The organism is Nonomuraea sp. B208, from assembly GCF_057536035.1.
The window spans coordinates 1-24,720 of the sequence record NZ_BAAJOU010000008.1 but is presented as its reverse complement, the minus strand read 5'-3'; the positions used below and the strand labels follow the sequence as shown (position 1 = coordinate 24,720).

The following is a 24,720-nucleotide window of genomic DNA, read 5'->3' as shown; positions in this document are numbered from 1 at the left end:
AGCCCGCTGACGGCCTGGGGTCAGCGGCTGCAAAGCTGGTACTAAAGAGTACACGTTCTCATGACCGCCCGAGCGGCGCCGGGACAGGCTCCCGGCGCCGCCGCCGGGGGTCAGCCCTGATGGCGGGAGAGCACCAGGCTGCCGGCCGCCGCGAAGAACATCCCGACGCCCTGCACGAAGCTGATGTCCGCCTTCGGGAGCTGCTCCACGGCCTCGCCGCGGAGCTGCCGCACGGCCTCCTGGATGGCGAACATGCCGTACATGCCGGTGTGGGTGTAGGACAGGCCGCCGCCGTTGGTGTTCATCGGCAGCGAGCCGCCCTTCATCGTGTTGCCCTCCGCCACGAAGTCGCCCGACTCGCCGCGCCCGACGAAGCCGAGGTCCTCCAGCATGTAGAGCGGCACGTGCGCGAAGGCGTCGTACGCCATGAGGTGGTCCACGTCGGCGCGCGAGACGCCGGCGGTGCGGAACGCCTCCTCCCCGGCCCTGCGGAAGGCGGCGAACGAGCCGGGATCGGCCATCTGCGACACGAGGGGCCCCTCGGCCGACTCGCCCGAGCCGAGCAGGTAGACCGCGCGGTCGCCGCCCGGCAGGTCCCTGGCGCGCTCGGCGGTGGTGAGCACGAGCGCGCCGCCGCCGTCGGTCACCACGCAGCACATGTCCCTGGTGAACGGGTAGGCGATGGGCGGCCCGGCCAGCACCTCCTCGACCGTGGTGGGCTTGCGGCGGAAGGCGCGCGGGTTGTTCAGCGCCCACGTCCGCTGCGCCACGACGACGTGCGCCAGGTGCTCGCGGGTCATGCCGCGCTCGTGCAGGAAGCGCAGCGCGGGCAGGGTGAAGGTCGAGTACGGCGTCTGCGCGCCGTAGACGGCCTCGAACTGCCCGGTCGCCGAGGCCGGGTTGGGCGCCCAGGGCGCCACGCCGACCCGGGAACGCCCGGACTCGCCGTGGGTGACGAGCACGACGTCGGCGGCGCCGGCCGCGATGGCGGCGGCGGCGTGACGGACGTGCAGCATGAAGCTGCAGCCGCCGACCATGGTGCCGTCGAGCCAGCGGGGCTCGATGCCGAGGTGGTGGGAGACCTCCAGCGCCAGCGGCCCCGCGGTGGCCACGCCGTCGATGTCCTTGGCGGTGAGCCCCGCGTCGGCGAGGGCGTTGCGTGCCGCCTCCGCGTGCAGGCCGAGGACGGACAGGTCGGGGCGGACGCCGACGTCGGTGGTCTCCGCCGCGCCGACGATGGCGATGTCGCCGTGGTGCATCGAGGTCATCGGGCCACCTCCCCGGCGGGGGCGAACACGGGCAGGGTGTGCTCGCCCCGCTCGACGAAACAGACCTGCAACGGCATGTCCAGCTCCAGATGCTCGGGCTCGGGCGGCACCCCGACGATGTTGGTCATGAGACGTGGCCCCTCGGCCAGCTCCACCAGCGCCACGACGACCGGCGTGGCGGGGTCGAAGGGCGGCAGGGGGCGGTGGTTGATGACGTACGACAGCAGCCGGGCCGCGCCGCTGACGGTCGTCCACGCGACGTCCGCCGAGCCGCAGGCGGGGCAGAAGGGGCGCGGGTAGAAGTAGTGCCGCTCACAGGACGCGCAGCGCTGGACGCGCAGCTCGCCGTTCGCGGCGCCCTCCCAGAAGGGGAGTGTCTCCGGGATGGGCACGGGTGCCGGGCCGGGCATGGCGGTTCCTTTCACGGATGGTTCCACAGAGGGGCTCACAGGTGACGGGGCGGCGAGCGTCTCGCGCATCGCCGCCGAGCTGACCACGACGACCCCGAGGATCAGCGTGGTGATGAGGAAGGCGGTCTGGAACGACAGGGCGTCGGCGACCGCCCCCGCCGCGACCGGGCCGATGATCGCGCCGACGTCGGACGACATGTTGAACCACGCCACGTTCCTGGCGGGGCTGCTGCCGCTGATGTCGGCGAGGAGGGCGGCGGGCGTCGCCGACAGCCCGCCGCCCGCCACGCCGAGCAGCGCCATCGAGGCGAGGAAGACCGCCTCGCCGGGCGGCAGGCAGAGCAGCGCGACGGCGACGCAGCCGAGCACGCCGGCGGTGATCATCGCGGGCCGCCTGCCGCGCGTGTCGGCCCACCGGCCGAACGCCCGTACGGAGATCACCTGGGTGACGGCGGTGCCGAGCATCGCCACGCCGATGAAGGTGCCGCTGCTGTCCAGCTCGTCCGTGGCGAACACGAGGATGGTCGAGTTGCGCAGGCCGTAGAAGAGCCAGCCGACGGTGAAGCTGGCGACGAGGGCCGCGGTGAAGGCGCGGACGTACGTGCCGCGGGGCAGCGGCCCGGTCTCCGCCGCCGGGGCGCCGGCGGGCCGGGGCCCGGAGGGCGGCGGGACGCCGGGGGAGAGCTTGAGCTGCGAGATCGCGGCGGCCACGAGCAGGGTGACCCCGTACAGCAGGAAGGGCAGGCGCGGGTTCACGTCGGCGAGCACGCCGCCCGCCGCCGGCCCGGCGATGGCGCCCAGCATGAAGCCGAGCTGGAACGTGCTGATGCCGCTGCCCCGCGCGTCCGGCGGCGCCGTGCGCAGGACCAGCGACATGGCGGCGATGGTGAAGGCCGAGCTGCCCATCCCGCCGATCGCCCGCAGGGTGATGAGCAGCGTGAAGTCGGGGGCGAAACTGGCGACGATCATCGTCGCGCCCTGCAGCCACAGTCCCCAGGCGATCACCCGGCGCTCGCCGAAGCGCTGGACGAAGCGGCTGTTGACGACGGCGGTGGCGAGCCGGACCACCGCGAACGCGCTGATCGCCGCCCCCACGACCGCGCTGCCCACGCCGAACTCCGCCGCGAGCAGCGGCAGGGCGGGCGCGATCACGCCGAAGCCGAGGGCGACCACGAACGCGATCAGGGCGGAGATCCGCAGATCGGCGGGCAGCGCCCGGAAGCGCCTCACCGCACAGCCATTTCAGGTCCTCCGGCAGGTGGCGGCCGGGCCGGCGGCCCGGACCCAGCTAAAGACAACATGTTCTGCTTACTGACAGGGTTGGAGCTGAACTCTCCGATGTCAAGAGCCAGCCAAGCCTTGCCGGTTCAGTCGTAACGTGTTTCACTTGGCACCTGATCAGGCCGGACGGCGACGCCCCCGGCCAGGTCTTCCGAGCGTTCACGAATCGAGGTTCCATGCCCATCGACGCATCGCTGGTCGGCCGCAAGAGCGAACCCCTCACGAGATCCTGGACCTCCGACGACGCCCTGCTCTACGCCATCGCGGTCGGCGCCGGTCAGGAGGACCCGCTCGCGGAGCTGCAGTTCACGACCGAGAACACCGCGGGCACGCCGCAGCAGGTCCTCCCGACGTTCTGCAACGTGGCCATGGGCGCGGGGATGGCCCTGCCCGGCGACCTCGACCTCACCAAGATGCTCCACGCCGAGCAGGCCTTCGAGCTGTTCGACACCATCCCGGTCGCCGGCGAGGTCGAGTCCACGGGCGAGATCGTCGGCGTGTACGACAAGGGCTCCGGCGCGATCATCGCCACCGAGAGCGTCTCCAGCGTCCCCGGCGGCGGGCCGCTGGCGAAGATCCGCACCTCCCTGTTCTTCCGCGGGTACGGCGGCTTCGGCGGTGAGCGCGGCCCCGGCACCACCTGGGAGCGGCCCACGGGCAAGCCCGACCACGTCGTCACCTACACCACCCGCGCCGACCAGGCGCTCCTCTACCGGCTGACCGGCGACCGCAACCCGCTGCACACCGACCCGTCCTTCAGCGGCCGGGGCGGCTTCCCGCGGCCGATCCTGCACGGCATGTGCACCTACGGCTTCACCGGCCGGGCGCTGCTGCACACGGTCGCGGGCTCGGATCCCAAGCGGTTCCGCGCCATGTCCGCCCGCTTCACCAAGCCGATACTCCCCGGTCAGACGATCACGGTGTCGATCTGGGCCGACGGGACCGACGTGCGGTTCCAGACCACCGACGAGAGCGGCACCCCGGTCATCGACCACGGCACGGCGGTCATCCTCTGACCGCGCTGACCGTGCTGGCCGTGCGCGCCGCGCACCATCCTCTGACCGTGCGCGCCGCGCACGGCACCCCCTCCACCCCTCCGTCTGCGGAAGGACACCCCCATGGGATCACTTGACGGCAGAGTCGCCATCGTCACCGGCGCCGGACGCGGCATCGGCGCCTCCATCAGCCGCATGTTCGCCCAGCAGGGCGCGCGGCTCGTGCTCAACGACCTCGGCGCGGGCCCGGACGGCTCCGGCGGCGACACCGGCCCCGCCGAGGCCATCGCCAGGGAGATCAACGACCTCGGCGGCCAGGCCGTCTCCGACGCCGGCGACATCGCCGACACCGCGACCGGGCGGCGGCTGGTGGAGCTGGCGCTGGAGAACTACGGGCAGCTCGACGTGGTCGTCAACGTCGCCGGCATCCTCCGCGACAAGATGATCTTCAACCTGCCGGAGGAGGACTGGGACGCGGTCATCCGCGTGCACCTGCGCGGCCACTTCAGCACCATCAAGCCCGCCGCCGCGTACTGGCGGCAGCAGCGCAACCCCGAGGGCCACTACCGGATCATCAACTTCACCTCGGACTCCGCCCTGCAGGGCTCGCCCGGCCAGCCGAACTACGCCGCCGCGAAGATGGGCATCATCGGCCTGACCGCGTCGCTCGCCAACGGCCTGGCCCGCTACGGCGTGACGGCCAACGCCATCGCCCCCGGCGCGGCCACCCGCCTGACCGCGACCGTGCCCGACGACAAGAAGCTCGGCGAGGACCCCGCCGCCGAGGAGCTCATGTCGCCGGACAACATCGCGCCGATCGTCACCTACCTCGCCGGCACCGAGTCCGACTGGCTGTCGGGCCGCACCCTCGGCGCCTCCGGGTACGACGTCCGGCTGTGGAACAACCCGGAGGTCGTCGAGACCGTCTCCTCCGACGGCCCCTGGGACCTCGCCGACCTCGGGGAGAAGCTGACCAAGTCGTTCCGCCCCAAGGCCGACGGGCTGCACCCGTCGATCTTCATGGCGCAGCTGCCCCGGTAACGGAGCCGCACGGGGGACGCGGGACCCAGCAACGGGACCCAGCAACGGGGATCGCATTCATCGGTCAAGCCGGACAGGGAGAGACGCACGATGTCCTCTACCACTCACCCGACCACGCCTCACCCCACCACGGAGCCCGTCGGCTTCTACCGGATCGCCGCGGCCGACCCCGGCCGGCCCGGCATCATCGACCCCGACGGGTCGATGCTCACGTACGGCGAGCTGCTGTCACGGGTCAACCGCGTCTCGCGCGCCCTGCGCACCCACGGGCTCGGCAACGGCGACAGCGTCGCGGTCGCCCTGCACAACGGGCACGAGTACCTCGAGGTGATGCTGGCCACGGCGCAGGTCGGGATGTTCTTCGTCCCGGTCAACTGGCGGCTGACCCCCGCCGAGATGCTCTACATCATCAAGGACTCCGGCGCCAGGCTGCTGGTCATGGACGCCGAGCAGGCCGCCACGCTGCCGCTGGAGTCGCTGCCCGAGCACCGGTACGTGATCGGCGGCGAGGTGCCTGGCTGGCTGCCGTACCCGGAGCTGGGCGCGGGCGAGCCGGACGACGCGCCGGAAGACCGCCGCTTCGGCGGCAGCATGGGCTACACCTCGGGCACCACCGGCAACCCCAAGGGCGTGCGCAGCCTGCTCTACCCCGACGCCGAGCCGGAGCCGGTGCTCGGCGCGCTGTACGGCGGCCTGTGCGCCCGCTACGAGGTCACCATGGACAAGGGCGTGCACCTGGTGTGCTCGCCGATCTACCACGCCGCGCCGAGCGGCCACGCCTTCGCCTTCCTCCAGCTCGGCCACACGGTCGTCATCCAGGGCAGGTTCGACCCCGAGGGCGTGCTGGCCGCCATCGAGAAGCACCGGATCACCACGGTCCACATGGTGCCCACGCACTTCCACCGGATGCTGCGGCTGCCGCAGGAGGTGCGCGAGAAGTACGACCTGTCCAGCCTGGAGGCGGTGATCCACGCGGGCGCGCCGTGCCCGGTGCCGATCAAGCAGCAGATGATCGAGTGGCTGGGCCCGGTCGTGTGGGAGTACCTGGCCTCCACCGAGGGCGGCGTCTCCCTGGTGGGCTCGGAGGAGTGGCTGCGCAAGCCCGGCACGGTCGGCCGGCCGACGCCGAACACCATCGTCAAGATCCTCGACGAGGACGGCAACGAGGTGCCGACCGGCACCGCGGGCGTCATCTACTTCGGCATCCCCGGCGCCGGCCCGACCTTCGAGTACAACAACGACCCGGCGAAGACCGCCGCCAGCCGCCGCGGCGACCTGTCGACCGTCGGCGACTACGGCTACTTCGACGAGGACGGCTACGTCTTCCTCCTCGACCGGCGTACCGACCTCATCATCTCCGGCGGCGTGAACATCTACCCGGCGGAGATCGAGCAGGCCCTCATCACGCACCCGGCGGTCGCCGACGTCGCGGTCATCGGCGTACCCGACCCCGACTGGGGGCAGAGCGTGCTGGCCGTCGTGCAGCCGACCGAGGACGCCGTGCCCGGCGACGACCTCGCCGCCGACCTGCGCGCCCACTGCGCAGGCCTGCTGGCCTCGTTCAAGATCCCCAGGCGGTACGAGTTCCGCTCCGACTTCCCCCGCACGGAGACCGGCAAGCTGCAGCGCCGCAAGCTCCGCGACCTCTACGCCGGCTGACCCCGGCAGGGAAGGACAGGAGACGCCGTTGCAGACGAGTGTGCACGCCGCCGCCGGGCCGGGGGCGGAGGTGGCCGCCTTCGCCGCCCGGGCCGAGCGGGCCGGCTTCGACACCATCTCCAGCGCGGAGGTGGACCACGACCCGTTCCTGAGACTGGCGCTGGCCGCCCCGGCGACGAGCCGGATCAGGCTGGCGACCGGCATCGCGGTCGCCTTCGCCCGGACGCCGATGGCGCTCGCGTACGTGACCAACGACCTGCAGATCCTCTCCGGGGGCCGGTTCGTGCTCGGCCTCGGCACCCAGACCAGGCCGCACATCACACGCAGGTTCGGCATGGAGTGGAGCAGGCCCGCGGCGCGGATGCGCGAGTACGTCACGGCGCTGCGGGCCATCTGGGACGACTGGAACACCGGCAAGGAGGTGCGGCACGAGGGGGAGTTCTACCGGCACACCCTCATGACCGCGACCTTCCGCCCGGAGCCGCATCCGCACGGCAACCCGCCGATCCACCTGGCCGCGGTCGGCCCCCTCATGACCCGGCTGGCCGGCGAGGTGGCCGACGGGCTGATCCCGCACGGGTTCAGCACCGAGCGGTACTTCCGCGAGATCACCCTGCCCGCGCTGGAGGAGGGGCTGGCCCGGTCCGGGCGGGACCGTTCCGACGTCGTGGTCCACTGTCCCGGGTTCGTGCACGTCCTCGATCCGGCCGAGGACGTCGAGCGGCAGCGGCGGGTGCTGCGCGGCCGGGTCGCCTTCTACGGCTCCACCCCGGCCTACCGCGGCGTCCTCGCGCTGCACGGCTGGGAGGACCTGCACCAGCGGCTGCACGCGCTGTCGGTGCGGCCCGAGGCCGACCGCTGGGACCGGATGGCCGACCTGATCGACGACGAGGTGCTGGACACCTTCTGCGTGAGCGGGTCGCTGACGGAGGTGGCGGCGGAGGTGGCGCGCAGGTTCGGCGGCCTGGTCGACCAGGTCGCGCTCCAGCCGCCGCCGGGCACGTCCGACGCCGACCTCGGCGCGGCCCTCGCCACGCTGCGCGCGGCGGGCCGGCCCTGATGGGGTCCGGGGACCTCCTGGTGGAGCGCGACGGCGGCGTCGTCACCGTCACGCTCAACCGTCCCGCCAGGAAGAACGCGATGACGAGAGAGGGCTGGATCGAGCTCACCCGCGTGCTCGGCGAGGTCGCGGCCCGCGCCGAGGACCGCGTCCTGGTGCTCACGGGCGCGGGCGGCGAGTTCTGCTCGGGGGCCGACCTGAGCGCCCAGGGCTCCGGCGACCCGCCGCGCCGCGCGATGCGGATCGTGAACGAGGCGCTGTTCGCCCTGCGGGACCTGCCCCAGCCCACGATCGCCGCCGTGTCGGGGGCGGCGGTCGGGGCCGGCTTCAACATGGCGCTCGCCTGCGACCTCGCGGTCGCCGACGAGACAGCCCGCTTCTCGCAGATCTTCTCCCGGCGCGGCCTGTCGGTGGACTTCGGCGGGACGTGGCTGCTGACCCACATGGTGGGCCTGCACCGGGCGAAGGAGCTCGCCTTCTTCGGCCGGATCCTGTCCGCGCGCGAGGTGCACGACCTCGGGCTGCTCAACAGGGTCGTGCCGGAGGGCACGGCACCGGCGCGGGCGGGGGAGTGGGCGCGCGAGCTGCTGGGCCTCGCGCCGCTGGCGCTGGCGCAGACCAAGGAGCTGCTCAACCTGGCGGCGAGCGGCGACTTCAGGGAGAGCGCCCTGCGCGAGGCGGCCGCGCAGAACCTCAACGGCGCCACCGAGGACACCAGGGAGGCGATCAGCGCCTTCCTGGAGAAACGGCCGCCGGTGTTCCGCAACCGCTAGCCGGGGCCGGCGTCCAGGTGCTGCTGGATGGCGGCCATCACGGCCTGGGGCGAGGCCGAGCGGCTGAAGGTGGCGACCACCACCTGCTCGCTGTCGCGCGGCTGTTCGAGCTGGCGGAAGGTCGCGATCACGTAACCGAGCGCGTGGTCCAGGGGTCCGCTCGGGTCGTAGGTCCCGCCGGCCCGCAGCCAGCCGCGCAGCACCTGGTTGTGGGCCGCCACCACGGAGGCGGCCATCAGCTCGGCGCGCAGCCCCGCGTCGGGCGAGTCGCCGAGCCAGGCGCCGACGAACTCGCGGAACAGCCGCTGGTAGCGGGCGACGCTGGCGATCTCGCGGTCGCGCAGGGCGGGCACCTCGCGGACCAGCCGGTAGCGGCGCAGCGAGACCTCGGCGTCGTCCACGTAGTGGGCGAGCACGATGCGGACGGCGTCGGTGATGGCCACGATCGCGGTGCCCGCCGTCGAGGCGCGCAGCCGGGCGTCGATCCTGGTCAGCAGCGCGTCGTGATCGGGGAAGATCGCGTCGTCCTTGGAGCGGTAGTGGCGGAAGAACGTGCTGCGGCTGACGCCTGCGCGCGCGGCGATGTCGTCGACGGTGGTCGCGTCGTAGCCGTTCTCGTCGAACAGCGTCACGGCGGCCTCGGCGAGGCGCTGGCGGATGGGCGGTGTCGGCACCCGGCCATTGTGACGGAACTTAGGGGTTGTCCCGCACCGCGCGACTGAGTACCGTGAACCTGAAACTGGGTCTTATCGGGTGGTGGTGAATGGCAGCGCAGGGCACCGCGGGCAGCCTGGCCCGTCTGAAGGAACGCCTGGACGAGGCGGTTCACGTGGGCGAGGCCCGCGCGGCGGCCAAGCAGCACGCCAAGGGCCGGCTGACCGCCCGCGAGCGCATCGAGCGGCTGCTCGACGACGGCTCGTTCGTGGAACTGGACGCCCTGGCCAAGGGCTCGCTCGGGTACGGCGACGGCGTGGTGACCGGCTACGGCACCGTCGACGGCCGCCAGGTGTGCGTGTTCTCCCAGGACTTCACGGTCGCGGGCGGCTCGCTGGGCGAGGTGTACGGGCAGAAGATCTGCAAGGTCATGGACCTCGCGATGCGCAACGGCTGCCCGATCGTCGGGATCAACGAGGGCGCGGGCGCCCGCATCCAGGAGGGCGTCGTCTCGCTCGGCCTGTACGGCGAGATCTTCCGCCGCAACATCCGCGCCTCCGGCGTGATCCCGCAGATCTCGCTCATCATGGGCGCCTGCGCGGGCGGCCACGTCTACTCGCCGGCGCTGACCGACTTCACCGTCATGGTGGACGAGCAGTCGCACATGTTCGTCACCGGCCCCGACGTCATCAAGACGGTGACGGGGGAGGACGTCACGTTCGAGGAGCTGGGCGGCGGCCGGGTGCACAACGCCCGCAGCGGCGTGGCCCACTACCTGGCGAGCGACGAGGAGGACGCGCTCGGCTACGTGCGGGCGCTGCTTTCTTACCTGCCGGACAACAACCTCGACGAGCCTGCGCACCCCGCGGTCGAGGCCGACCTGACGCTCACGGCCGACGACCTGGCCCTCGACGCGCTGGTGCCGGACTCGCCGAACCAGCCGTACGACATGCACGAGGTCATCACCGCGCTGCTGGACGACGGCGAGTTCCTGGAGACGCAGGAGCTGTTCGCGCCCAACATCGTGGTCGGCTTCGGCCGCGTCGAGGGCCGCCCCGTCGGCGTCGTCGCCAACCAGCCGATGCGGCTGGCCGGCACGCTCGACATCGACGCCTCCGAGAAGGCCGCCCGGTTCGTCCGCACCTGCGATGCCTTCGGCATCCCCGTGCTCACGCTGGTGGACGTGCCCGGCTTCCTGCCCGGCACCGGCCAGGAGTGGAACGGCATCATCCGGCGCGGCGCCAAGCTCCTGTACGCCTACGGCGAGGCCACCGTCCCGCTGGTCACGGTGATCACCCGCAAGGCGTACGGCGGCGCGTACGACGTCATGGGCTCCAAGCACCTCGGCGCGGACGTCAACCTGGCCTGGTCGACCGCGCAGATCGCGGTCATGGGCGCGCAGGGCGCGGTCAACGTCCTGCACCGCAGGCGGCTGGCCGCCGCCGACGACCCCGACGCGCTGCGCGCCGAACTGGTCGCCGAGTACGAGGACACCCTTGCCACCCCCTACCTGGCGGCCGAACGCGGCTACGTGGACGCGGTCATCCGGCCGAGCGAGACCCGCCGCGAGGTCACCAGGGCGCTGCGCCTGCTGCGCAACAAACGCGACGCCCTGCCGCCCAAGAAGCACGGGAACATCCCCCTGTGAACGGCACTGTGAACGGCACTGTGAACGACGCCCTCGCCCTGACGGTGGTCAGGGGCGCGCCCTCGCCGGAGGAGCTGGCCGCGCTCGTCGTGGCCGTCCACGCCGGCCACGCCGCCCACGCCACCCACGCCGCCCGGCCGGAGCCCGCCGCCCGGCCCGTGACCCACCTTTGGCGCATGCCGCGCCACCCCCTCGCCCGAGGCCCGCGCGGCTGGCGGGAGTCCAGCTGGAACCTGGGAGGACGTCTGTGAGCCTGCGCAAAGTGATGGTCGCCAACCGCGGGGAGATCGCCGTCCGCGTGATCCGCGCCTGCCGGGACGCGGGCCTCGGCTCCGTCGCCGTCTACGCCGACCCCGACCGCGACGCGCTGCACGCGCGGCTGGCCGACGAGGCGTACGCGCTGGGCGGCCGCTCGCCCGCCGAGACCTACCTCGACATCGCCAAGCTGCTCGACATCGCCGCCCGCAGCGGCGCCGACGCCGTGCACCCCGGCTACGGCTTCCTGTCGGAGAACGCCGCCTTCGCGCAGGCGGTCATCGACGCCGGGCTGACCTGGATCGGCCCGCCGCCCGCCGCCATCGCCGCGCTCGGCGACAAGGTGCAGGCCAGGCACATCGCCCAGAAGGTCGGCGCGCCGCTGGTCGCCGGCACCAAGGACCCGGTCTCCGGCGCGGACGAGGTCGTCGCCTTCGCCGGGGAGCACGGCCTGCCGATCGCGATCAAGGCCGCGTACGGCGGCGGCGGACGCGGCCTGAAGGTCGCCCGCACCCTGGAGGAGATCCCCGAGCTGTACGAGTCCGCGGTCCGCGAGGCGGTGGCCGCCTTCGGGCGCGGCGAGTGCTTCGTCGAGCGCTACCTCGACCGGCCCCGCCACGTCGAGACGCAGTGCCTGGCCGACGCCCACGGCAACGTCGTCGTGGTCTCCACCCGCGACTGCTCGCTGCAGCGCCGCCACCAGAAACTGGTCGAGGAGGCCCCGGCCCCCTTCCTCACCGCCGAGCAGGAGCGGCTGCTGCGCGACTCCTCCAAGGCCATCCTGCGCGAGGCCGGCTACGTCGGCGCCGGCACCTGCGAGTTCCTCGTCGGCCAGGACGGCACCGTCTCCTTCCTGGAGGTCAACACCCGCCTCCAGGTCGAGCACCCGGTCACCGAGGAGGTCGCCGGCGTCGACCTGGTCCGCGAGATGTTCCGCATCGCGGACGGCGAGGCGCTCGGCTACGACGACCCGCCGCTGCGCGGCCACTCCATCGAGTTCCGCGTCAACGCCGAGGACGCCGGGCGGGGCTTCCTGCCCGCGCCCGGCACCATCACCCGCTGGCGCGCCCCCTCCGGCCCGGGCATCCGCCTCGACAGCGGCTACGAGCAGGGCGAGACGGTCCCCGGCGACTACGACTCGCTCACCGCCAAGCTCGTCGTCACCGGGGCCACCCGCGCCCAGGCGCTGGAGCGCGCCCGCCGCGCCCTCGACGAGTTCGAGATCGACGGCATGCCGACCGTGCTGCCCTTCCACCGGGCCGTGGTGACCGACCCGGCGTTCACGGCGGAGCCGTTCGCCGTGCACACCCGCTGGATCGAGACCGAGTTCGACAACCGCATCGCCCCCTACGCCGGCCAGGCCGCGGCCGGGGAGCCGCCGGTCCTGGAGCGGATCACGGTCGAGGTGGGCGGCAAACGCCTGGAGGTCGCCCTGCCGGCCGGGCTCGGCGCCGCGCCCGCCGCCGCGCCGAGGAAGCCGGCGGCCGGCCGCCGCGCGAGGAAGCAGACGGCGTCGGCGGCCGGCGGCGACGCCCTGGTCAGCCCCATGCAGGGCACCATCGTGAAGGTCGTCGTGGCCGACGGCGACACCGTGGCCGAGGGCGACCCGATCGTGGTGCTGGAGGCCATGAAGATGGAGCAGCCTCTCACCGCGCACCGCGCCGGGGTCGTGCTCGGGCTGGCCGCCGAGGTCGGCGCGACGGTGGCGGCCGGCGCGGCCATCTGCGAGATCAAGGACCCCTCGTGAGCCCCGTCGTGAGCAGGGAGCGGTGGCGCGAGCTGGCGCTGGAGGTCCTGCGCAAGTCGGGCAGAGAAGTCACCTCCCCCGAGGAGGCCCTGGCGACCGCCACCTACGACGGCGTCACCCTCGCCCCCCTGTACGACGCCGCCGACCTGCCCGCCGGGCCAGGACTGCCGCCCTCCGCCGGTCGCGAGCCCGGCCGGCCGTGGGAGGTGCGGCAGCGCCACGAGACCGCCGACCCCGAGGCGGTCATGACCGACCTGGAGAACGGCGCCGACTCCCTCTGGCTCGCCGTCGCCCCCGAGGACCTGCCCCGCGTCCTCGGCGGCGTGCACCTCGACCTGATCTCGATCGTGCTCGACGCCGGCCCCCGGACCTGGCAGGCGGCGGAGGCGCTGGCCGCGCTGGCCGGCGACCGGGCGGGCGCGCTGCGGGGCTGTCTCGGCGCCGACCCGCTCGGCGACGCGGCCCGTTCCGGCGCGGCGGCCGACCTGTCCGGGCTGGGGCGGCTGGCGCGGCTCCGCGCCGACCGCCTGCCCGGCATGCGGGCGATCACGGTGGACGCCACGCCGTACCACGAGGCGGGCGGCAGCGACGCCGAGGAGCTGGGCTGCTCGATCGCGACCGGCCTCGCCTACCTGCGGAGCCTCACCGAGGACGGGATCGCGGCCGGGGAGGCGTTCGGCCTGCTGGAGTTCCGCTACGCCGCCACCGCCGACCAGTTCGCCACGATCGCCAAGCTGCGGGCCGCGCGGCTGCTGTGGGCGCGGGTGGCGGAGGTGTGCGACGCGCCGCCCGCGCAGTACCAGCACGCGGTGACCTCGGCCGCGATGATGACCCGCCGCGACCCGTACACGAACATGCTGCGCACCACCCTCGCCTGCTTCGCCGCCGGGGTGGGCGGGGCCGACGCGGTGACGGTGCGGCCGTTCGACGACGCGCTCGGCCTGCCGGACGACTTCTCCCGCCGCATCGCCCGCAACACCTCCACGCTGCTGGTGGAGGAGGCCCACGTGGCGCGGACCTTCGACCCGGCGGGCGGCTCCTGGTACGTCGAGCGCCGCACCGCCGACCTCGCCGAGAAGGCGTGGGAGTGGTTCCAGGAGATCGAGGAGGCCGGCGGCATGACCGCCGCCCGGACCCTGGTCGCGGACCGGCTGGCCGCCACCCGCGCCCGCCGCGCCCGCGACCTCGCCCGGCTCAGACCGCCGATCGTCGGCGTGAGCCGCTACCCCGACCCGGCGGGGAGACCGCCCGCCCGCACGCACACCCCACGCCCGGCGGCGGAGGCGTTGCCGCGCGTCCGCCACGCCCAGGACTTCGAGGACCTGCTCGACCAGGCCGGCGAGGCCCGCCCGCGGGTGTTCCTGGCCACGCTCGGCCCGGCGGCCGAGCACGCCGCGCGGCTCGCGTTCGCGCGCGGCCTGTTCGAGGCCGGCGGCGTCGAGACCGTCACCGGCGCGCCCGGGGACTTCGCCGCCAGTGGGGCCGTGGTCGCCTGCCTGTGCGCCGCCGACCGCCGGTACGCCGCCGAGGCCGCCGACGCCGCCGCGCTGCTCCGCCGGGCGGGCGCGCGCTGGATCTGGCTGGCCGGACGCGACCGGCACGACGGCGTGGACGCCCACCTGTACGCGGGCTGCGACGTGCTCGACGTCCTCCGCACGACCCTTTCGGAGGTGACCGCGTGACGATCCCCGACTTCCGCGGCCTCGGCCTGACCCGCTCCCGGCGCCACGCGCCGCCTTCGACCGGCGCGCCGGCCTGGGACAGCCCCGAGGGCATCCCCGTCAAGCCGGTCTACACGTCGGTGGAGGCGGACGGCTACGACCCGCACACCTACCCCGGCATCGCCCCCTACGTGCGCGGGCCGTACCCGACGATGTACGTCACCCGCCCGTGGACCGTCCGCCAGTACGCGGGCTTCTCCACGGCGGAGGACTCCAACGCCTTCTACCGGCGCAACCTGGCGGCCGGTCAGAAGGGCCTGTCGGTCGCGTTCGACCTGGCCACCCACCGCGGCTACGACTCCGACCACCCGCGCGTGGCGGGCGACGTCGGCATGGCCGGGGTCGCCATCGACTCGATCGCCGACATGCGCATCCTGTTCGACGGCATCCCGCTGGACCGCATGTCGGTGTCGATGACCATGAACGGCGCCGTCCTGCCCATCCTCGCCCTCTACATCGTGGCGGCCGAGGAGCAGGGGGTGAAGCCGGAGCAGCTCACGGGGACCATCCAGAACGACATCCTCAAGGAGTTCATGGTCCGCAACACCTACATTTATCCGCCGGCCCCCTCGATGCGCATCATCTCCGACATCTTCGCCTACACCAGCGAGAAGATGCCGAAGTTCAACTCGATCAGCATCTCCGGCTACCACATCCAGGAGGCCGGGGCCACCTGCGACCTGGAGCTGGCCTACACGCTGGCCGACGGCATGGAGTACCTGCGGGCGGGCACGGCGGCGGGGCTCGACATCGACGCGTTCGCGCCGCGGCTGTCGTTCTTCTGGTGCATCGGCATGAACTTCTTCATGGAGGTCGCCAAGCTGCGGGCCGCCCGTCTGCTGTGGAGCCGCATCGTCGGGGACATGGGCGCCAAGGACCCCAAGTCGCTGGCGTTGCGTACGCACAGCCAGACCTCCGGCTGGTCCCTGACCGCCCAGGACGTCTACAACAACGTCGTGCGCACCTGCGTCGAGGCGATGGCCGCCACGCAGGGCCACACGCAGTCGCTGCACACCAACGCCCTGGACGAGGCTCTCGCGCTGCCGAGCGACTTCTCCGCGCGCGTCGCCCGCAACACCCAGCTCGTCCTGCAGCACGAGTCGGGCATCACCCAGGTGATCGACCCGTGGGGCGGCTCCCACTACGTCGAGACGCTCACCGCCCAGCTCGCGGCGCGGGCCTGGCAGCACATCGAGGAGGTCGAGGCGGCCGGCGGCATGGCCAGGGCCATCGAGGCCGGGCTGCCGAAGCTGCGCATCGAGGAGGCCGCCGCCCGCGCCCAGGCCCGCATCGACTCCGGCACGCAGCCGGTCATCGGCGTCAACACCTACCGGCCCGCCAGCGACCAGCCCGTGGACGTGCTCAAGGTCGACAACACCGCGGTGCGCGCCACCCAGATCGAACGGCTGCGCAGGCTCCGCGCCGAGCGCGACCCCGAGGTGGTCCGCCGCGCCCTCGACGCGCTCACCGCGGGAGCCGCCGGGGACGCCAACCTCCTCGCGCTGGCCGTGGACGCCGCCCGCGCCCACGCCACCGTCGGGGAGATCTCCGACGCCCTGGAGCGGGTCTTCGGCCGCCACCAGGCCGGCGTGCGCACCATCTCGGGCGTCTACCGCAGTGAGCTCGGCTCCGGCGCCGACGCGGTCCGCGCCGCGAGCGACGCCTTCGCCAGGGACGAGGGCCGCCGGCCGCGCATCCTGGTCGCCAAGATGGGCCAGGACGGGCACGACCGCGGCCAGAAGGTGATCGCGACGGCCTTCGCCGACCTCGGCTTCGACGTGGACGTCGGCCCGCTGTTCCAGACGCCGGAGGAGGTCGCCCGTCAGGCCGTGGACGCCGACGTGCACGTGGTCGGCGTGTCCTCGCTGGCCGCCGGGCACCTGACGCTGGTGCCCGCGCTGCGCGAGGCGCTGGCCGCCGCCGGTGGCGAGGACATCATGATCGTGGTCGGCGGCGTCATCCCGCCGGGCGACGTGCCGGCGTTGCACGAGGCCGGCGTGGCGGAGGTGTTCCTGCCCGGCACCGTGATCGCCGACGCGGCCCTGAGCCTGCTGGGCAAGCTGTCCGCCCGCCTCGGGCATCAGCCCGCGTGACGATCAGAGGGGAGTCAGCACGACTCCCGGAGCGGGGACGGGCGCTCGCGGCGCACCGCGTCGAGCGCCTGCCCCAGGTTGGCATGGAGGGTCAAAGCGTCCCCTACGCCGGTGATCCGCAGCAGGACCGCGGGTGAGCCGTGGGCGGCGGCCACGTGCAGGCGCGCCGCCTGCCGGCGCAGCCGGTCCTGCTGCCGCAGCAGCAGGTGCAGGCCGCCGCAGTCCATGAAGGTCAGCCCGCCGAGGTCGAGGACCATCGGCTCGCCGGGCGGCGTCGCCCCTTCGAGAAGCGACTCCAGCTCGGCGGCGTTGGTGACGTCCAGCTCACCCGTGACCGTGACCAGGATCCCGGTCGGGAGTGGCCGGCAATGCACGTTCAGAAGAGGCATGAGGCGGCCTGTCGCAGGGGGTGGTTCAACCTTCGTCAACCGAAGAGTACGCCCGAAGCCGGATGCACGAAAGAGTCTTCGTCATAGATTCTTCTCGAATGCACCTTCCGTCCTGCTCGTGGTAGGCACTCGTACCATGGAGTTCTTCTGTTACCACCGCGATCGTCCCGGCTCCGCCGCGCTGCGCGCCGAGCTGACGGAGGAGCACTGGTCCTACATGGACCGGTACGAGGCGGAGCTCATCGCCCGCGGCCCGACCCTTGCGCCCGGCGGTGAGACGGCGACGGGCAGCGTGCACATCGTCGAGCTGCCGGACCCCGCCGCCGCCCGCGCGTTCGCCTTCGACGAGCCCAACTACCAGGCCGGGGTCTACCGGGACGTGCTGCTGCGGCGCTGGCGCAACGTGCTGGGGCGCACGATGTGGGAGTTCCCCGGCGGGCGGGAGAGCGGTAACCGCTATCTCGTGCTGGGCCTCGGCTCGGGCCGCCCCGCCGACCTCGACCCGCCCGCAGGGGAGGACGACCTGATCGCGTACGGGCCGCTGCTGTCCGACGACGGCGCCTCCTGGCTCGGCACGGCGGCCCTGGTCCGGGCGGCCGGCCCGGACGAGGCCCGCGCCCTCCTGACCGCCGGCCGGTACGCCGACGTCGAGGTCCACGACTGGGACTTCGGCGGGCGGCGGTAGCGGCCGCCGGTTCACTGCGGGATGTCCGGGTGCGGCGTCCGCACGGCGATGACGGCGATGTCGTCGAGCCCGGTCGTCGGCAACGCGCTCAGCAGATGGTCGCAGAACTTGTCCGGCGGCTGCTCCGCGACGCACGCGGCGGCCGACCTGAGCCGTTCCAGGCCCCGGTCCAGGTGCTCGCCCGACCGCTCCACCAGGCCGTCGGTGTAGAGCAGGAGCGTGCTCCCCGGCGGCAGCGGCTCCACCTGCGACGGCCTCGGCTCCCCGTGGGGGAAGCCGAGCAGCGGGCTGAGGCCCCCCTCCAGGAAACGGCCCTCGCCGTCGCGCGTGACCAGCAGCGGCGGCGGGTGCCCGGCCACCGCGTAGTGCAGCCGGTAGGCGTCGCCCGAAGGCTCGACGCGGGCGTACACGCAGGTCGCCATCACCTCGCCGACCAGCGAGTCCATCGCGAGGTTGAGCCGGGACAGAATCTCGCCCGGCGGCTCGCAGCGGTCCATGGCGAGCGCCCGCAGCATGTTGCGGATCTGGCTCATCGAGACGGCGGCGCTCAGGTCGTGCCCGGCCACGTCGCCGATCGCCACCACCGGGACGCCGTCGGGCAGGACGAAGGAGTCGTACCAGTCGCCGCCCACCTCCGCCGCGCTCGGGCTCGCCCGGTAGCGGGCGACGATGCGCAGGTCGTCCGCGTGCGGCGGCTCGGCGAGCAGGCTGTACTGCAGCGCCAGCGCCACCTGCTGCGCCCGCTGGAACCGGATCGCCCGGCTCAGCGCGTCATGGGCGTGGTCGAACATGCTCAGCAGCAGCGAGATGTCGTCCGGGCTCACCGGCGGCCGGTCACCGCACATCACGACGGCGACCACGGCGGGCACCGTCCCGTCCACCACGACCGGGAGGATCAGCACGCTGTTGGCGTCGTTCGCGACCAGCCACGGCAGCGTGCCCCTGGGCACGACGTCGGGCGGCGGCGCTCCGGCGGGGAAGGCCCGCAGCAGGGGCCGCCGCCGGCGCACCGCCGTCACGAACGCGTTGCCCCCGCCGAGCCGCTCCTCGCTGTACGGCGGCAGCCGCACCAGGCCGGGACGCGCGGCCGTGGCCATCCGCTCGACGACGAACGGCGCGCCGCCGTGCCGCTGGTCGGTGAGGTCGGTGACGAGGTAGACGCCGCACCCGTCGGCGATCTCCCGCACGATCACGTCGGCCAGCGCCCCCAGCATTTCCTGCAGGCTCCGCAGCCGGGCCGTGGCCGCCGCCGCGCGGTCCCGCAGGCGTTTGCGTCGCTGCTCGTTCCACTGCTCCTCGATGTCGGTGCTGGACCCCACCCACTCCACGACCTCGCCGTCCTCGCGGACGGGCACGGCGCGGATCTGGAAGTGCCGGTAGCCGCCGCCCGGCATGCGCAGCCGGTAGACGTGCTCCCACAGACCGCTGGGGGCGGCGACCGCCTCGCTCCATGACCGCACCGTGTCCGGCCGGTCGTCCGGGTGGAGCGTGCGCAGCCAGCCGTCGCCGCGGTACTCCTCCCACGTCTGGCCGGTCAGCCGCTCCCAGCTCGGGCTCCGCTCGCTCACGTTGCCGTATCTGTCGGTCACCCAGAAGATCTCCGCGCTGACGCGCATCAGGCTCTCGTACCGGCGCAGGACGCGGCGGCGCTGCTCGGCGAGGAGCGCCATCTCGCGGTCGGCGGCGACCTGGTCCGTCACCTCCAGGACCACCACCAGCACGCCGTGGTCGCCGGGGCCGAAGACGATCCGCGACAGGCTGGAGGTGAAGTACCGCTGCTCTGAGCCGGGACGCCTGACCATCGGCAGCTCCGGCTCGGCCGTGGCCACGATCGGCTCGCCCGTGCGGTAGACCTGGTCGAACTGCGGGCGGTAGTAGCGGCGCACGAAGTCGGCGAACACGTCCTCCATCCCGGCCGCGCCGCCGGGCCTGCTGAACAGCGACCGGTAGCGGGCGTTCGTGTAGACCAGCCGGTGTTCCGGGCCGCGCGTCACCGCCACGCCGACCGGCGCCGGGTCCAGCATCTCGAACCCCAGCCCGCTGTCCTCGCGCTCGTCGACGGCGCCCATGACCACCTCCCCCGACGGATTCACCTACCCGGGGACGCGGCGAAGACGCAGGTCAGGACGGATCCCCGCGCGGGGGCAGCTCGTCCGTCACCAGCAGCTCCGGGTCAGGCCGCCGCTCCCTGAGCGCCGCCCGGCCCACCATGTGCGCGGCCACGGGGGCGGTCGCGAGCTGGAACGCGCCGATGAGCACCAGCGTCGTCACGTCCACGCCCGTACGCAGCCGCAGCCCGCACCCGAGCAGCACCAGCAGCAGGCCGAGCACCTGCGGCTTGGTGGCCGCGTGCATGCGGGACAGCAGGTCGGGGAAGCGGACCAGGGCGACCCCGGCCGCGAGGCACAGCAGCGTGCCCCCGGTGAGACACACCACGGCGGCCGTGTCGAGCACCGTGTCGAGCGGGCTGTCAGGACTCATCGCGGCGGCTCCTCACGGCGAAGCGGGCCACGCTCACCGAGCCGGTGAAGCCCAGGATGGACAGCACGAGGAGCACGGGCAGCGTCGTCGCGTCGCGCCCGGCCGCGGCGGCGGTGGCGACGGCCGCGACGATGACCGCCAGCAGCACGTCGGTGGCCACGATCCGGTCGAGCACGGACGGGCCGCGGACGATCCGCGCCAGGGCGAGCACCCCGGCGCAGGCGAGCAGGACGGTGGCCATGACGGCGACGACGGTCATACGCGGGTGCCTTTCTTGTCGGCGGACGACTGCGGGCTGACGGGGTCGGGCGCGGCGACGAGCCGCCTCTCGGCCGCGGACCCGACCGCGGCGATGATGCGTTCCTCCAGCCGCCAGATGCTCCGGCGGAACCGTTCGACCTCCGCGCGGTCGCGGACGCCGAGGACGTGCACGTACAGCGTGCCGGTGGCCCGGTCGACGTCGATGACGATGCTGCCGGGCACCAGGCACAGGGCCACGGACGTGAGCGTGAGGTTGAGGTCCGAGCGCACCTTCAGCGGCACGGCGATGATCGCGCTGCTCGGCCGGTGCCCCATCCGGAACGCCAGCGCCGCCACCTGCACGCTGGAGACGACCAGGTCGAGGAGGAACCGCAGGACGAAACGGAGCACCCCCGGCAGGGAGACGCGCCCGGCGAACGTCACCGGCGGCAGCGGGAACACGGCGAGGACGACGGCCGCGACGGCCAGGCCGCCGAGGACGTTCGCCCAGGTGAACGAGCCCCACAGCAGGCACCACACGGTGACCAGCACGGCGACGGCGACGGCCCGGTTGCGCAGCCGGTCGCGGCGGCTCAGCGGCGCCGGGCTCATGGCGCGCCGCCCGGGTAGACGCCCCGCACGTACGGGACCCGCTCCAGCAGGTCGCCGGCGATCGCGCCGCTGAGGTCGAACAGCGGCCCGGCGACCGCGGTGAGCCCCACGCCGAGCACCACCAGCGCGGCCGTGGAGGTGACCATCAGCGCGGGAAGCGTCACGACGGAGCTCCGCCCGTCCTCATCAGTGCGCGGGGCGCGCCAGAAGGCCAGGTTCCACACCCGGGCGACGGCGTAGAGGGTGAGCAGGCTCGTCAGCAGCCCGCCCGCCACCAGCGCCCAGGCCATCGGGTGCCCCTGCGCGGCCCCGGCCTGCAGCAGCCCGGTCTTGCCGAGGAACCCGGAGAACGGCGGGATGCCGGCCAGGTTGAGCGCGGGGACGAGGAACAGCACCCCGAGCAGCGGCGAGACACGCGCGAGCCCGCCGAGCCGGTCCAGCACGGTGCTGCCGCCGCGCCGTTCGACCAGGCCGACGGCGAGGAACAACGTCGTCTGGATCAGGATGTGGTGCACCACGTAGAAGATCGCCGCGGCCAGGCCGAGCACGGTGGTGAGCCCGACCCCGAACAACATGTAGCCGATGTGGCTGACCAGCGTGAACGACAGCAGGCGCTTGATGTCGGACTGCGCGATCGCGCCGAGGATGCCGACCAGCATGGTCAGCAGCGCCGCCGCCAGCAGCAGGCCGCCCGTCCGCCCGCCGGGGAACAGCAGCGTCTCGGTACGGATGATCGCGTACACGCCGACCTTGGTCAGCAGACCGGCGAAGACCGCGGTCACCGGGGCAGGAGCGGTGGGATAGCTGTCCGGCAGCCACGCCGACAGCGGGAAGATCGCCGCCTTGACGCCGAAGGCGAGCAGCAGCATGCCCTGCAGCATCAGCCGCAGGTTGTCCGGCAGGACGTCGAGCCGCCCGGCGAGCTGCGCGAGGTTGAGCGTGCCGGTGGCCGCGTAGACGAGCCCGATGGCGGTCAGGAAGATGATCGAGGAGAGCAGGCTGACCACGACGTACGTCGTGCCGGCCCGGATGCGGTTCTCCGTGCCGCCGAGGGTGAGCAGCACGTAGCTGGACACCAGCAGGATCTCGAAACCGACATAGAGGTTGAACAGGTCGCCGGACAGGAACGCGGTGGTGACGCCCGCGGTGAGCACCAGGTACGTCGGGTGGTACACCGACAGCGGCGTCTCCTCGTCGCCGTCGGCCAGCCCCTGGCCGATGGAGTACACCAGCACGGCGAGGGTGACGGCCGCCGAGACGACCAGCATGAGCGCGGCGAACCGGTCGGCGACCAGGACGATGCCGAGCGGCGCCGTCCAGCCGCCCACCTCCACGACGAGCGGGCCGTGGAGCGAGGTGAGGACCAGCAGGGCGGCGGCGACGAGCAGGCCCGCGCCGAGCACGGTGAGGCTGACGGCCCGCTGCGCGTTCGGGCGCCGGGCCAGCATCAGCGTCAGCGCCGCGCCGAGCAGCGGCATCACCACCGGCAGGGGGACGAGGGCGGTCGTCATGGCGGCTCCGTCACGTGGCCGCGCCGCGGATCGCCGCCGTTGACGCCGTTGAGGCTGCCGATGCCGTCGGGGAGGTCCGCGTCCTGCTCGGCGAGCCGCACGATCCGGCGGTCCTCGACGTCGTCCTGCACCTCGTCGTGCCCGGTGAGCAGCCAGGTGCGCGAGGCCATCGCGAGCAGGAACGCGGTCATGCCGAGCGTGATGACGATGGCGGTGAGGATCATCGCCTGCGGCAGCGGGTCGCTCATCCCCTCCTGCCCGGCGAGGCCGGCGATGGGGGCCGCGCCGGCCTCGCCGCCCGTGAGGATCAGCAGGTTCACGCCGTTGCCGAGCAGGATCACCCCCAGCAGGATCCGGGTGAGGCTGCGCTCCAGCAGCAGGGTCACCCCGGCGGCGAACAGCACGCCGATGGTGACCACGTAGGTGAGGTTCGGGGTCACACCGGTTCCTCCTTCATCGTCTTCACTGAGGAGTCGTCCATGGAGATGTCGTCGGCCCCGATGGGGGCGCCGAGGCTGCGCAGGATGTCCAGCACCAGGGCGACGACGATGAGGTACACGCCGATGTCGAAGAAGACCGACGTGACGAGGTGGACCTCGCCCAGCACCGGCAGGCTCAGGTCCAGCGTCGCGCTCTGCAGCACGTCCCCGCCCAGCAGCATCGCCGCCGCGCCCGTGCCGACCGAGACGAACAGGCCCGCGCCGAGCACGGCGCCCGCGTCGACGGGCGCGGCCGCGTTCAGCTCCGCCCGGCCGCCGGCCAGGTAGCGCACGGTCAGGGCGAGCCCGCAGACCAGCCCGGCGGCGAACCCGCCGCCCGGGGCGTTGTGGCCGGAGAAGAGCAGGTAGACCGAGAGCAGCACGATGACGTGGAACAGCAGCCGGGTCACCACCTGCAGGATGATCGAGGTGCCTTCGGTCGCCGGGCGCGGCGCGGTGGCGAGCCACCGTCCCGCGACCGGCGTCCTGGACGCCGGCCCCGGGCTGCCCGTACGCCGGCGCAGCGCCGCGCTGCCACGGAAGATCAGGCTGGCCACGCCGGTCGCGGCCGCCACGAGCACCGCGATCTCGCCCATGGTGTCCCAGGCTCTGATGTCGACGAGGATGACGTTCACGACGTTGTCGCCCCCGCCGTACGACACCGCCAGGTCGGCGAACCCCGACGAGATCGGCTCCGCCTGCCGGGCGCTCGTGGCGGCGTACGCCATGCCTGCGGCGACCACGCCCACGGCCACGCCGATCGCGGCGCGCCCGCGCCGGCTGGGCCGCCGGGAGAACCTGGGCGGCAGGCGGCGCAGCACGAGCACGAACATCGCGATGGTGACGGTCTCCACCAGGAACTGCGTCAGCGCCAGGTCGGGCGCGCCGTGCAGGACGAACAGCACGGCGGTGCCGTAACCGGTCACCCCGACCAGGATCATGGCGGTGAGCCGGCGCGACGCGCGGACCGCGATGACCGCCGCGACGATCACCCCGGCGGCGACGACCGCCTGCGCGGGCGTGTCCCAGGCGCGTCCCTCCGCCGACCACGGCCGCCCGGCCAGCATCACCCCGCCGGGCAGCGCGACCATGACGAGCAGGATGACGCCGAGGGAGAACGGCAGCGAGCCGCGCTGGGTGGCCCCGGTCAGCTCCACCGCGAGCCGGCCCACCCAGGTCAGCACCCGGTCGTAGGCCCGGGCGCCGGTGGACCGCACCCCGCCGGGCAGGCGGGCGGCGAGCAGGAACAGCCCGGCGCCCACGGCGAGCGCCAGCGCACTCAGCCCCAGCGCGGGCGTGAACCCGTGCCACAGCGCGAGCTGGTAGGGCACCACGATCGCGTGCCCGTCCCCGCTCTGCGCCGCAGCGATCTGCACGGCGTTGGCCTGCGCGGCGCCGGCCTGCGCTGTGCCGGCCTGCGCTGTGCCGGCCTGCGCGGCGTCAGCCTGCCCATCGCCGACGGCGCCGGCCTGTGCGGCGCCGGGCGGTGGTCCGCCGGCCTGCGCGGCGCCGGGCGGTGGTGCGCCGGCTTGCGCGGCGCCGGGCGGTGGTGCGCCGGCTTGCGCGGCGCCGGGCGGTGGTGCGACGGCCTGCGCGGCGCCGGCGTACACGGTGTCGGCGTACACCGCCAGCATCCGGTCCACCGCCGGCGCGAACCCGCCCACCGCGAGCCCGGCCACGGCCAGCACCGCCGCCGGCCCCGCGAAGGCCCACCCGAT

At 73.5% G+C, this 24,720-nt stretch carries 21 protein-coding genes and 1 pseudogene; 11 read left to right on the top strand and 11 right to left on the bottom strand.

Annotated features, from left to right (window positions below):
* Positions 1 to 110: 110 nt before the first annotated feature.
* Positions 111 to 1,268, bottom strand: coding sequence for a thiolase C-terminal domain-containing protein (locus AC27IY_RS03700; protein WP_423471454.1), 1,158 nt, complete (start codon positions 1,266 to 1,268; stop codon positions 111 to 113).
* Positions 1,265 to 2,908 (bottom strand): MFS transporter, encoded by a 1,644-nt coding sequence (locus AC27IY_RS03695; RefSeq protein WP_487177113.1) that lies wholly within the window; start codon positions 2,906 to 2,908, stop codon positions 1,265 to 1,267. Before AC27IY_RS03695 ends, AC27IY_RS03700 begins: the two co-directional genes overlap by 4 nt.
* A gap of 227 nt (positions 2,909 to 3,135) precedes the next feature.
* On the opposite strand from AC27IY_RS03695, the gene AC27IY_RS03690 reads away from it, so the two are divergent.
* The 5 genes from AC27IY_RS03690 to AC27IY_RS03670 all read left to right on the top strand — a co-directional run bounded on the left by AC27IY_RS03690 (position 3,136) and on the right by AC27IY_RS03670 (position 8,487).
* Positions 3,136 to 3,975 (top strand): MaoC family dehydratase, encoded by an 840-nt coding sequence (locus AC27IY_RS03690; protein ID WP_487177112.1) that lies wholly within the window; start codon positions 3,136 to 3,138, stop codon positions 3,973 to 3,975.
* A gap of 102 nt (positions 3,976 to 4,077) precedes the next feature.
* Positions 4,078 to 4,995, top strand: coding sequence for an SDR family NAD(P)-dependent oxidoreductase (locus tag AC27IY_RS03685; RefSeq protein WP_423471449.1), 918 nt, complete (start codon positions 4,078 to 4,080; stop codon positions 4,993 to 4,995).
* A 90-nt stretch (positions 4,996 to 5,085) separates the two neighbouring features.
* A complete protein-coding gene (locus AC27IY_RS03680; protein WP_487177111.1) occupies positions 5,086 to 6,654 on the top strand; it encodes an AMP-binding protein in 1,569 nt (522 codons plus the stop codon).
* A 28-nt stretch (positions 6,655 to 6,682) separates the two neighbouring features.
* Positions 6,683 to 7,714 (top strand): TIGR03617 family F420-dependent LLM class oxidoreductase, encoded by a 1,032-nt coding sequence (locus AC27IY_RS03675; RefSeq protein WP_487177110.1) that lies wholly within the window; start codon positions 6,683 to 6,685, stop codon positions 7,712 to 7,714.
* Between the two features lie 20 nt (positions 7,715 to 7,734).
* Entirely contained in the window at positions 7,735 to 8,487 is a 753-nt protein-coding gene (locus AC27IY_RS03670) for an enoyl-CoA hydratase/isomerase family protein (RefSeq protein WP_487177109.1), read from the top strand.
* Here the strand turns inward: AC27IY_RS03670 and AC27IY_RS03665 are convergent.
* Positions 8,484 to 9,161 carry a TetR/AcrR family transcriptional regulator gene (locus AC27IY_RS03665; protein WP_344206425.1) on the bottom strand — a complete coding sequence of 226 codons (678 nt, stop codon included), beginning with the start codon at positions 9,159 to 9,161 and terminating at the stop codon, positions 8,484 to 8,486. The two genes, AC27IY_RS03670 and AC27IY_RS03665, sit on opposite strands and share 4 nt — an antisense overlap.
* An 89-nt stretch (positions 9,162 to 9,250) precedes the next feature.
* Here AC27IY_RS03665 and AC27IY_RS03660 point away from each other — a divergent pair, with 89 nt between their 5' ends.
* The 5 genes from AC27IY_RS03660 to scpA are packed head-to-tail and all read left to right on the top strand — an operon-like array spanning position 9,251 to position 16,605.
* A complete protein-coding gene (locus AC27IY_RS03660) occupies positions 9,251 to 10,789 on the top strand; it encodes an acyl-CoA carboxylase subunit beta (protein ID WP_423471441.1) in 1,539 nt (512 codons plus the stop codon).
* The gene (locus tag AC27IY_RS03655; RefSeq protein ID WP_487177108.1) at positions 10,786 to 11,040 is read left to right on the top strand and encodes an acyl-CoA carboxylase subunit epsilon; all 255 of its coding nucleotides are present in this window, start codon (positions 10,786 to 10,788) and stop codon (positions 11,038 to 11,040) included. Before AC27IY_RS03660 ends, AC27IY_RS03655 begins: the two co-directional genes overlap by 4 nt.
* A gap of 2 nt (positions 11,041 to 11,042) precedes the next feature.
* Positions 11,043 to 12,791, top strand: a complete 1,749-nt coding sequence (locus AC27IY_RS03650) for an ATP-binding protein (RefSeq protein ID WP_487177166.1) — start codon at positions 11,043 to 11,045, stop codon at positions 12,789 to 12,791.
* Entirely contained in the window at positions 12,788 to 14,473 is a 1,686-nt protein-coding gene (locus tag AC27IY_RS03645; protein ID WP_487177107.1) for a methylmalonyl-CoA mutase subunit beta, read from the top strand. The genes AC27IY_RS03650 and AC27IY_RS03645 overlap by 4 nt, the downstream gene beginning before the upstream one ends.
* A gap of 26 nt (positions 14,474 to 14,499) precedes the next feature.
* Positions 14,500 to 16,605 (top strand): methylmalonyl-CoA mutase, encoded by a 2,106-nt coding sequence (gene scpA, locus AC27IY_RS03640; RefSeq protein ID WP_423447976.1) that lies wholly within the window; start codon positions 14,500 to 14,502, stop codon positions 16,603 to 16,605.
* 14 nt (positions 16,606 to 16,619) lie between these two features.
* Here scpA and AC27IY_RS03635 read toward each other — a convergent pair whose 3' ends face one another.
* Positions 16,620 to 16,994, bottom strand: a complete 375-nt coding sequence (locus AC27IY_RS03635; protein ID WP_423447087.1) for an STAS domain-containing protein — start codon at positions 16,992 to 16,994, stop codon at positions 16,620 to 16,622.
* A 136-nt stretch (positions 16,995 to 17,130) separates the two neighbouring features.
* Here AC27IY_RS03635 and AC27IY_RS03630 point away from each other — a divergent pair, with 136 nt between their 5' ends.
* Positions 17,131 to 17,679: a YciI family protein gene (locus AC27IY_RS03630; protein WP_487177106.1), complete on the top strand. Its 549-nt coding sequence runs from the start codon at positions 17,131 to 17,133 to the stop codon at positions 17,677 to 17,679.
* A gap of 11 nt (positions 17,680 to 17,690) precedes the next feature.
* Here the strand turns inward: AC27IY_RS03630 and AC27IY_RS03625 are convergent, their stop codons facing one another.
* The 7 genes and pseudogenes from AC27IY_RS03625 to mbhE form a co-directional block, all read right to left on the bottom strand.
* Positions 17,691 to 19,748 (bottom strand): SpoIIE family protein phosphatase, encoded by a 2,058-nt coding sequence (locus AC27IY_RS03625; RefSeq protein WP_423471432.1) that lies wholly within the window; start codon positions 19,746 to 19,748, stop codon positions 17,691 to 17,693.
* Between the two features lie 52 nt (positions 19,749 to 19,800).
* Positions 19,801 to 20,160, bottom strand: a complete 360-nt coding sequence (gene mnhG, locus AC27IY_RS03620; protein ID WP_423471431.1) for a monovalent cation/H(+) antiporter subunit G — start codon at positions 20,158 to 20,160, stop codon at positions 19,801 to 19,803.
* A complete protein-coding gene (locus AC27IY_RS03615) occupies positions 20,150 to 20,419 on the bottom strand; it encodes an MrpF/PhaF family protein (protein ID WP_364457291.1) in 270 nt (89 codons plus the stop codon). Before AC27IY_RS03615 ends, mnhG begins: the two co-directional genes overlap by 11 nt.
* On the bottom strand, positions 20,416 to 21,012 hold the full coding sequence (locus AC27IY_RS03610) for a Na+/H+ antiporter subunit E (protein WP_423471429.1): 597 nt from the start codon (positions 21,010 to 21,012) through the stop codon (positions 20,416 to 20,418). Before AC27IY_RS03610 ends, AC27IY_RS03615 begins: the two co-directional genes overlap by 4 nt.
* Positions 21,009 to 22,523: a Na+/H+ antiporter subunit D gene (locus AC27IY_RS03605; RefSeq protein ID WP_423471427.1), complete on the bottom strand. Its 1,515-nt coding sequence runs from the start codon at positions 22,521 to 22,523 to the stop codon at positions 21,009 to 21,011. Before AC27IY_RS03605 ends, AC27IY_RS03610 begins: the two co-directional genes overlap by 4 nt.
* Positions 22,524 to 22,606: 83 nt before the next feature.
* A pseudogene (locus AC27IY_RS03600) lies at positions 22,607 to 22,963 on the bottom strand (Na(+)/H(+) antiporter subunit C); the annotation flags it as partial.
* A partial coding sequence (gene mbhE / locus AC27IY_RS03595; RefSeq protein ID WP_487177105.1) for a hydrogen gas-evolving membrane-bound hydrogenase subunit E occupies positions 22,960 to 24,720 on the bottom strand: 1,761 nt, incomplete at its 5' end. The gene mbhE and the pseudogene AC27IY_RS03600, both read right to left, overlap by 4 nt.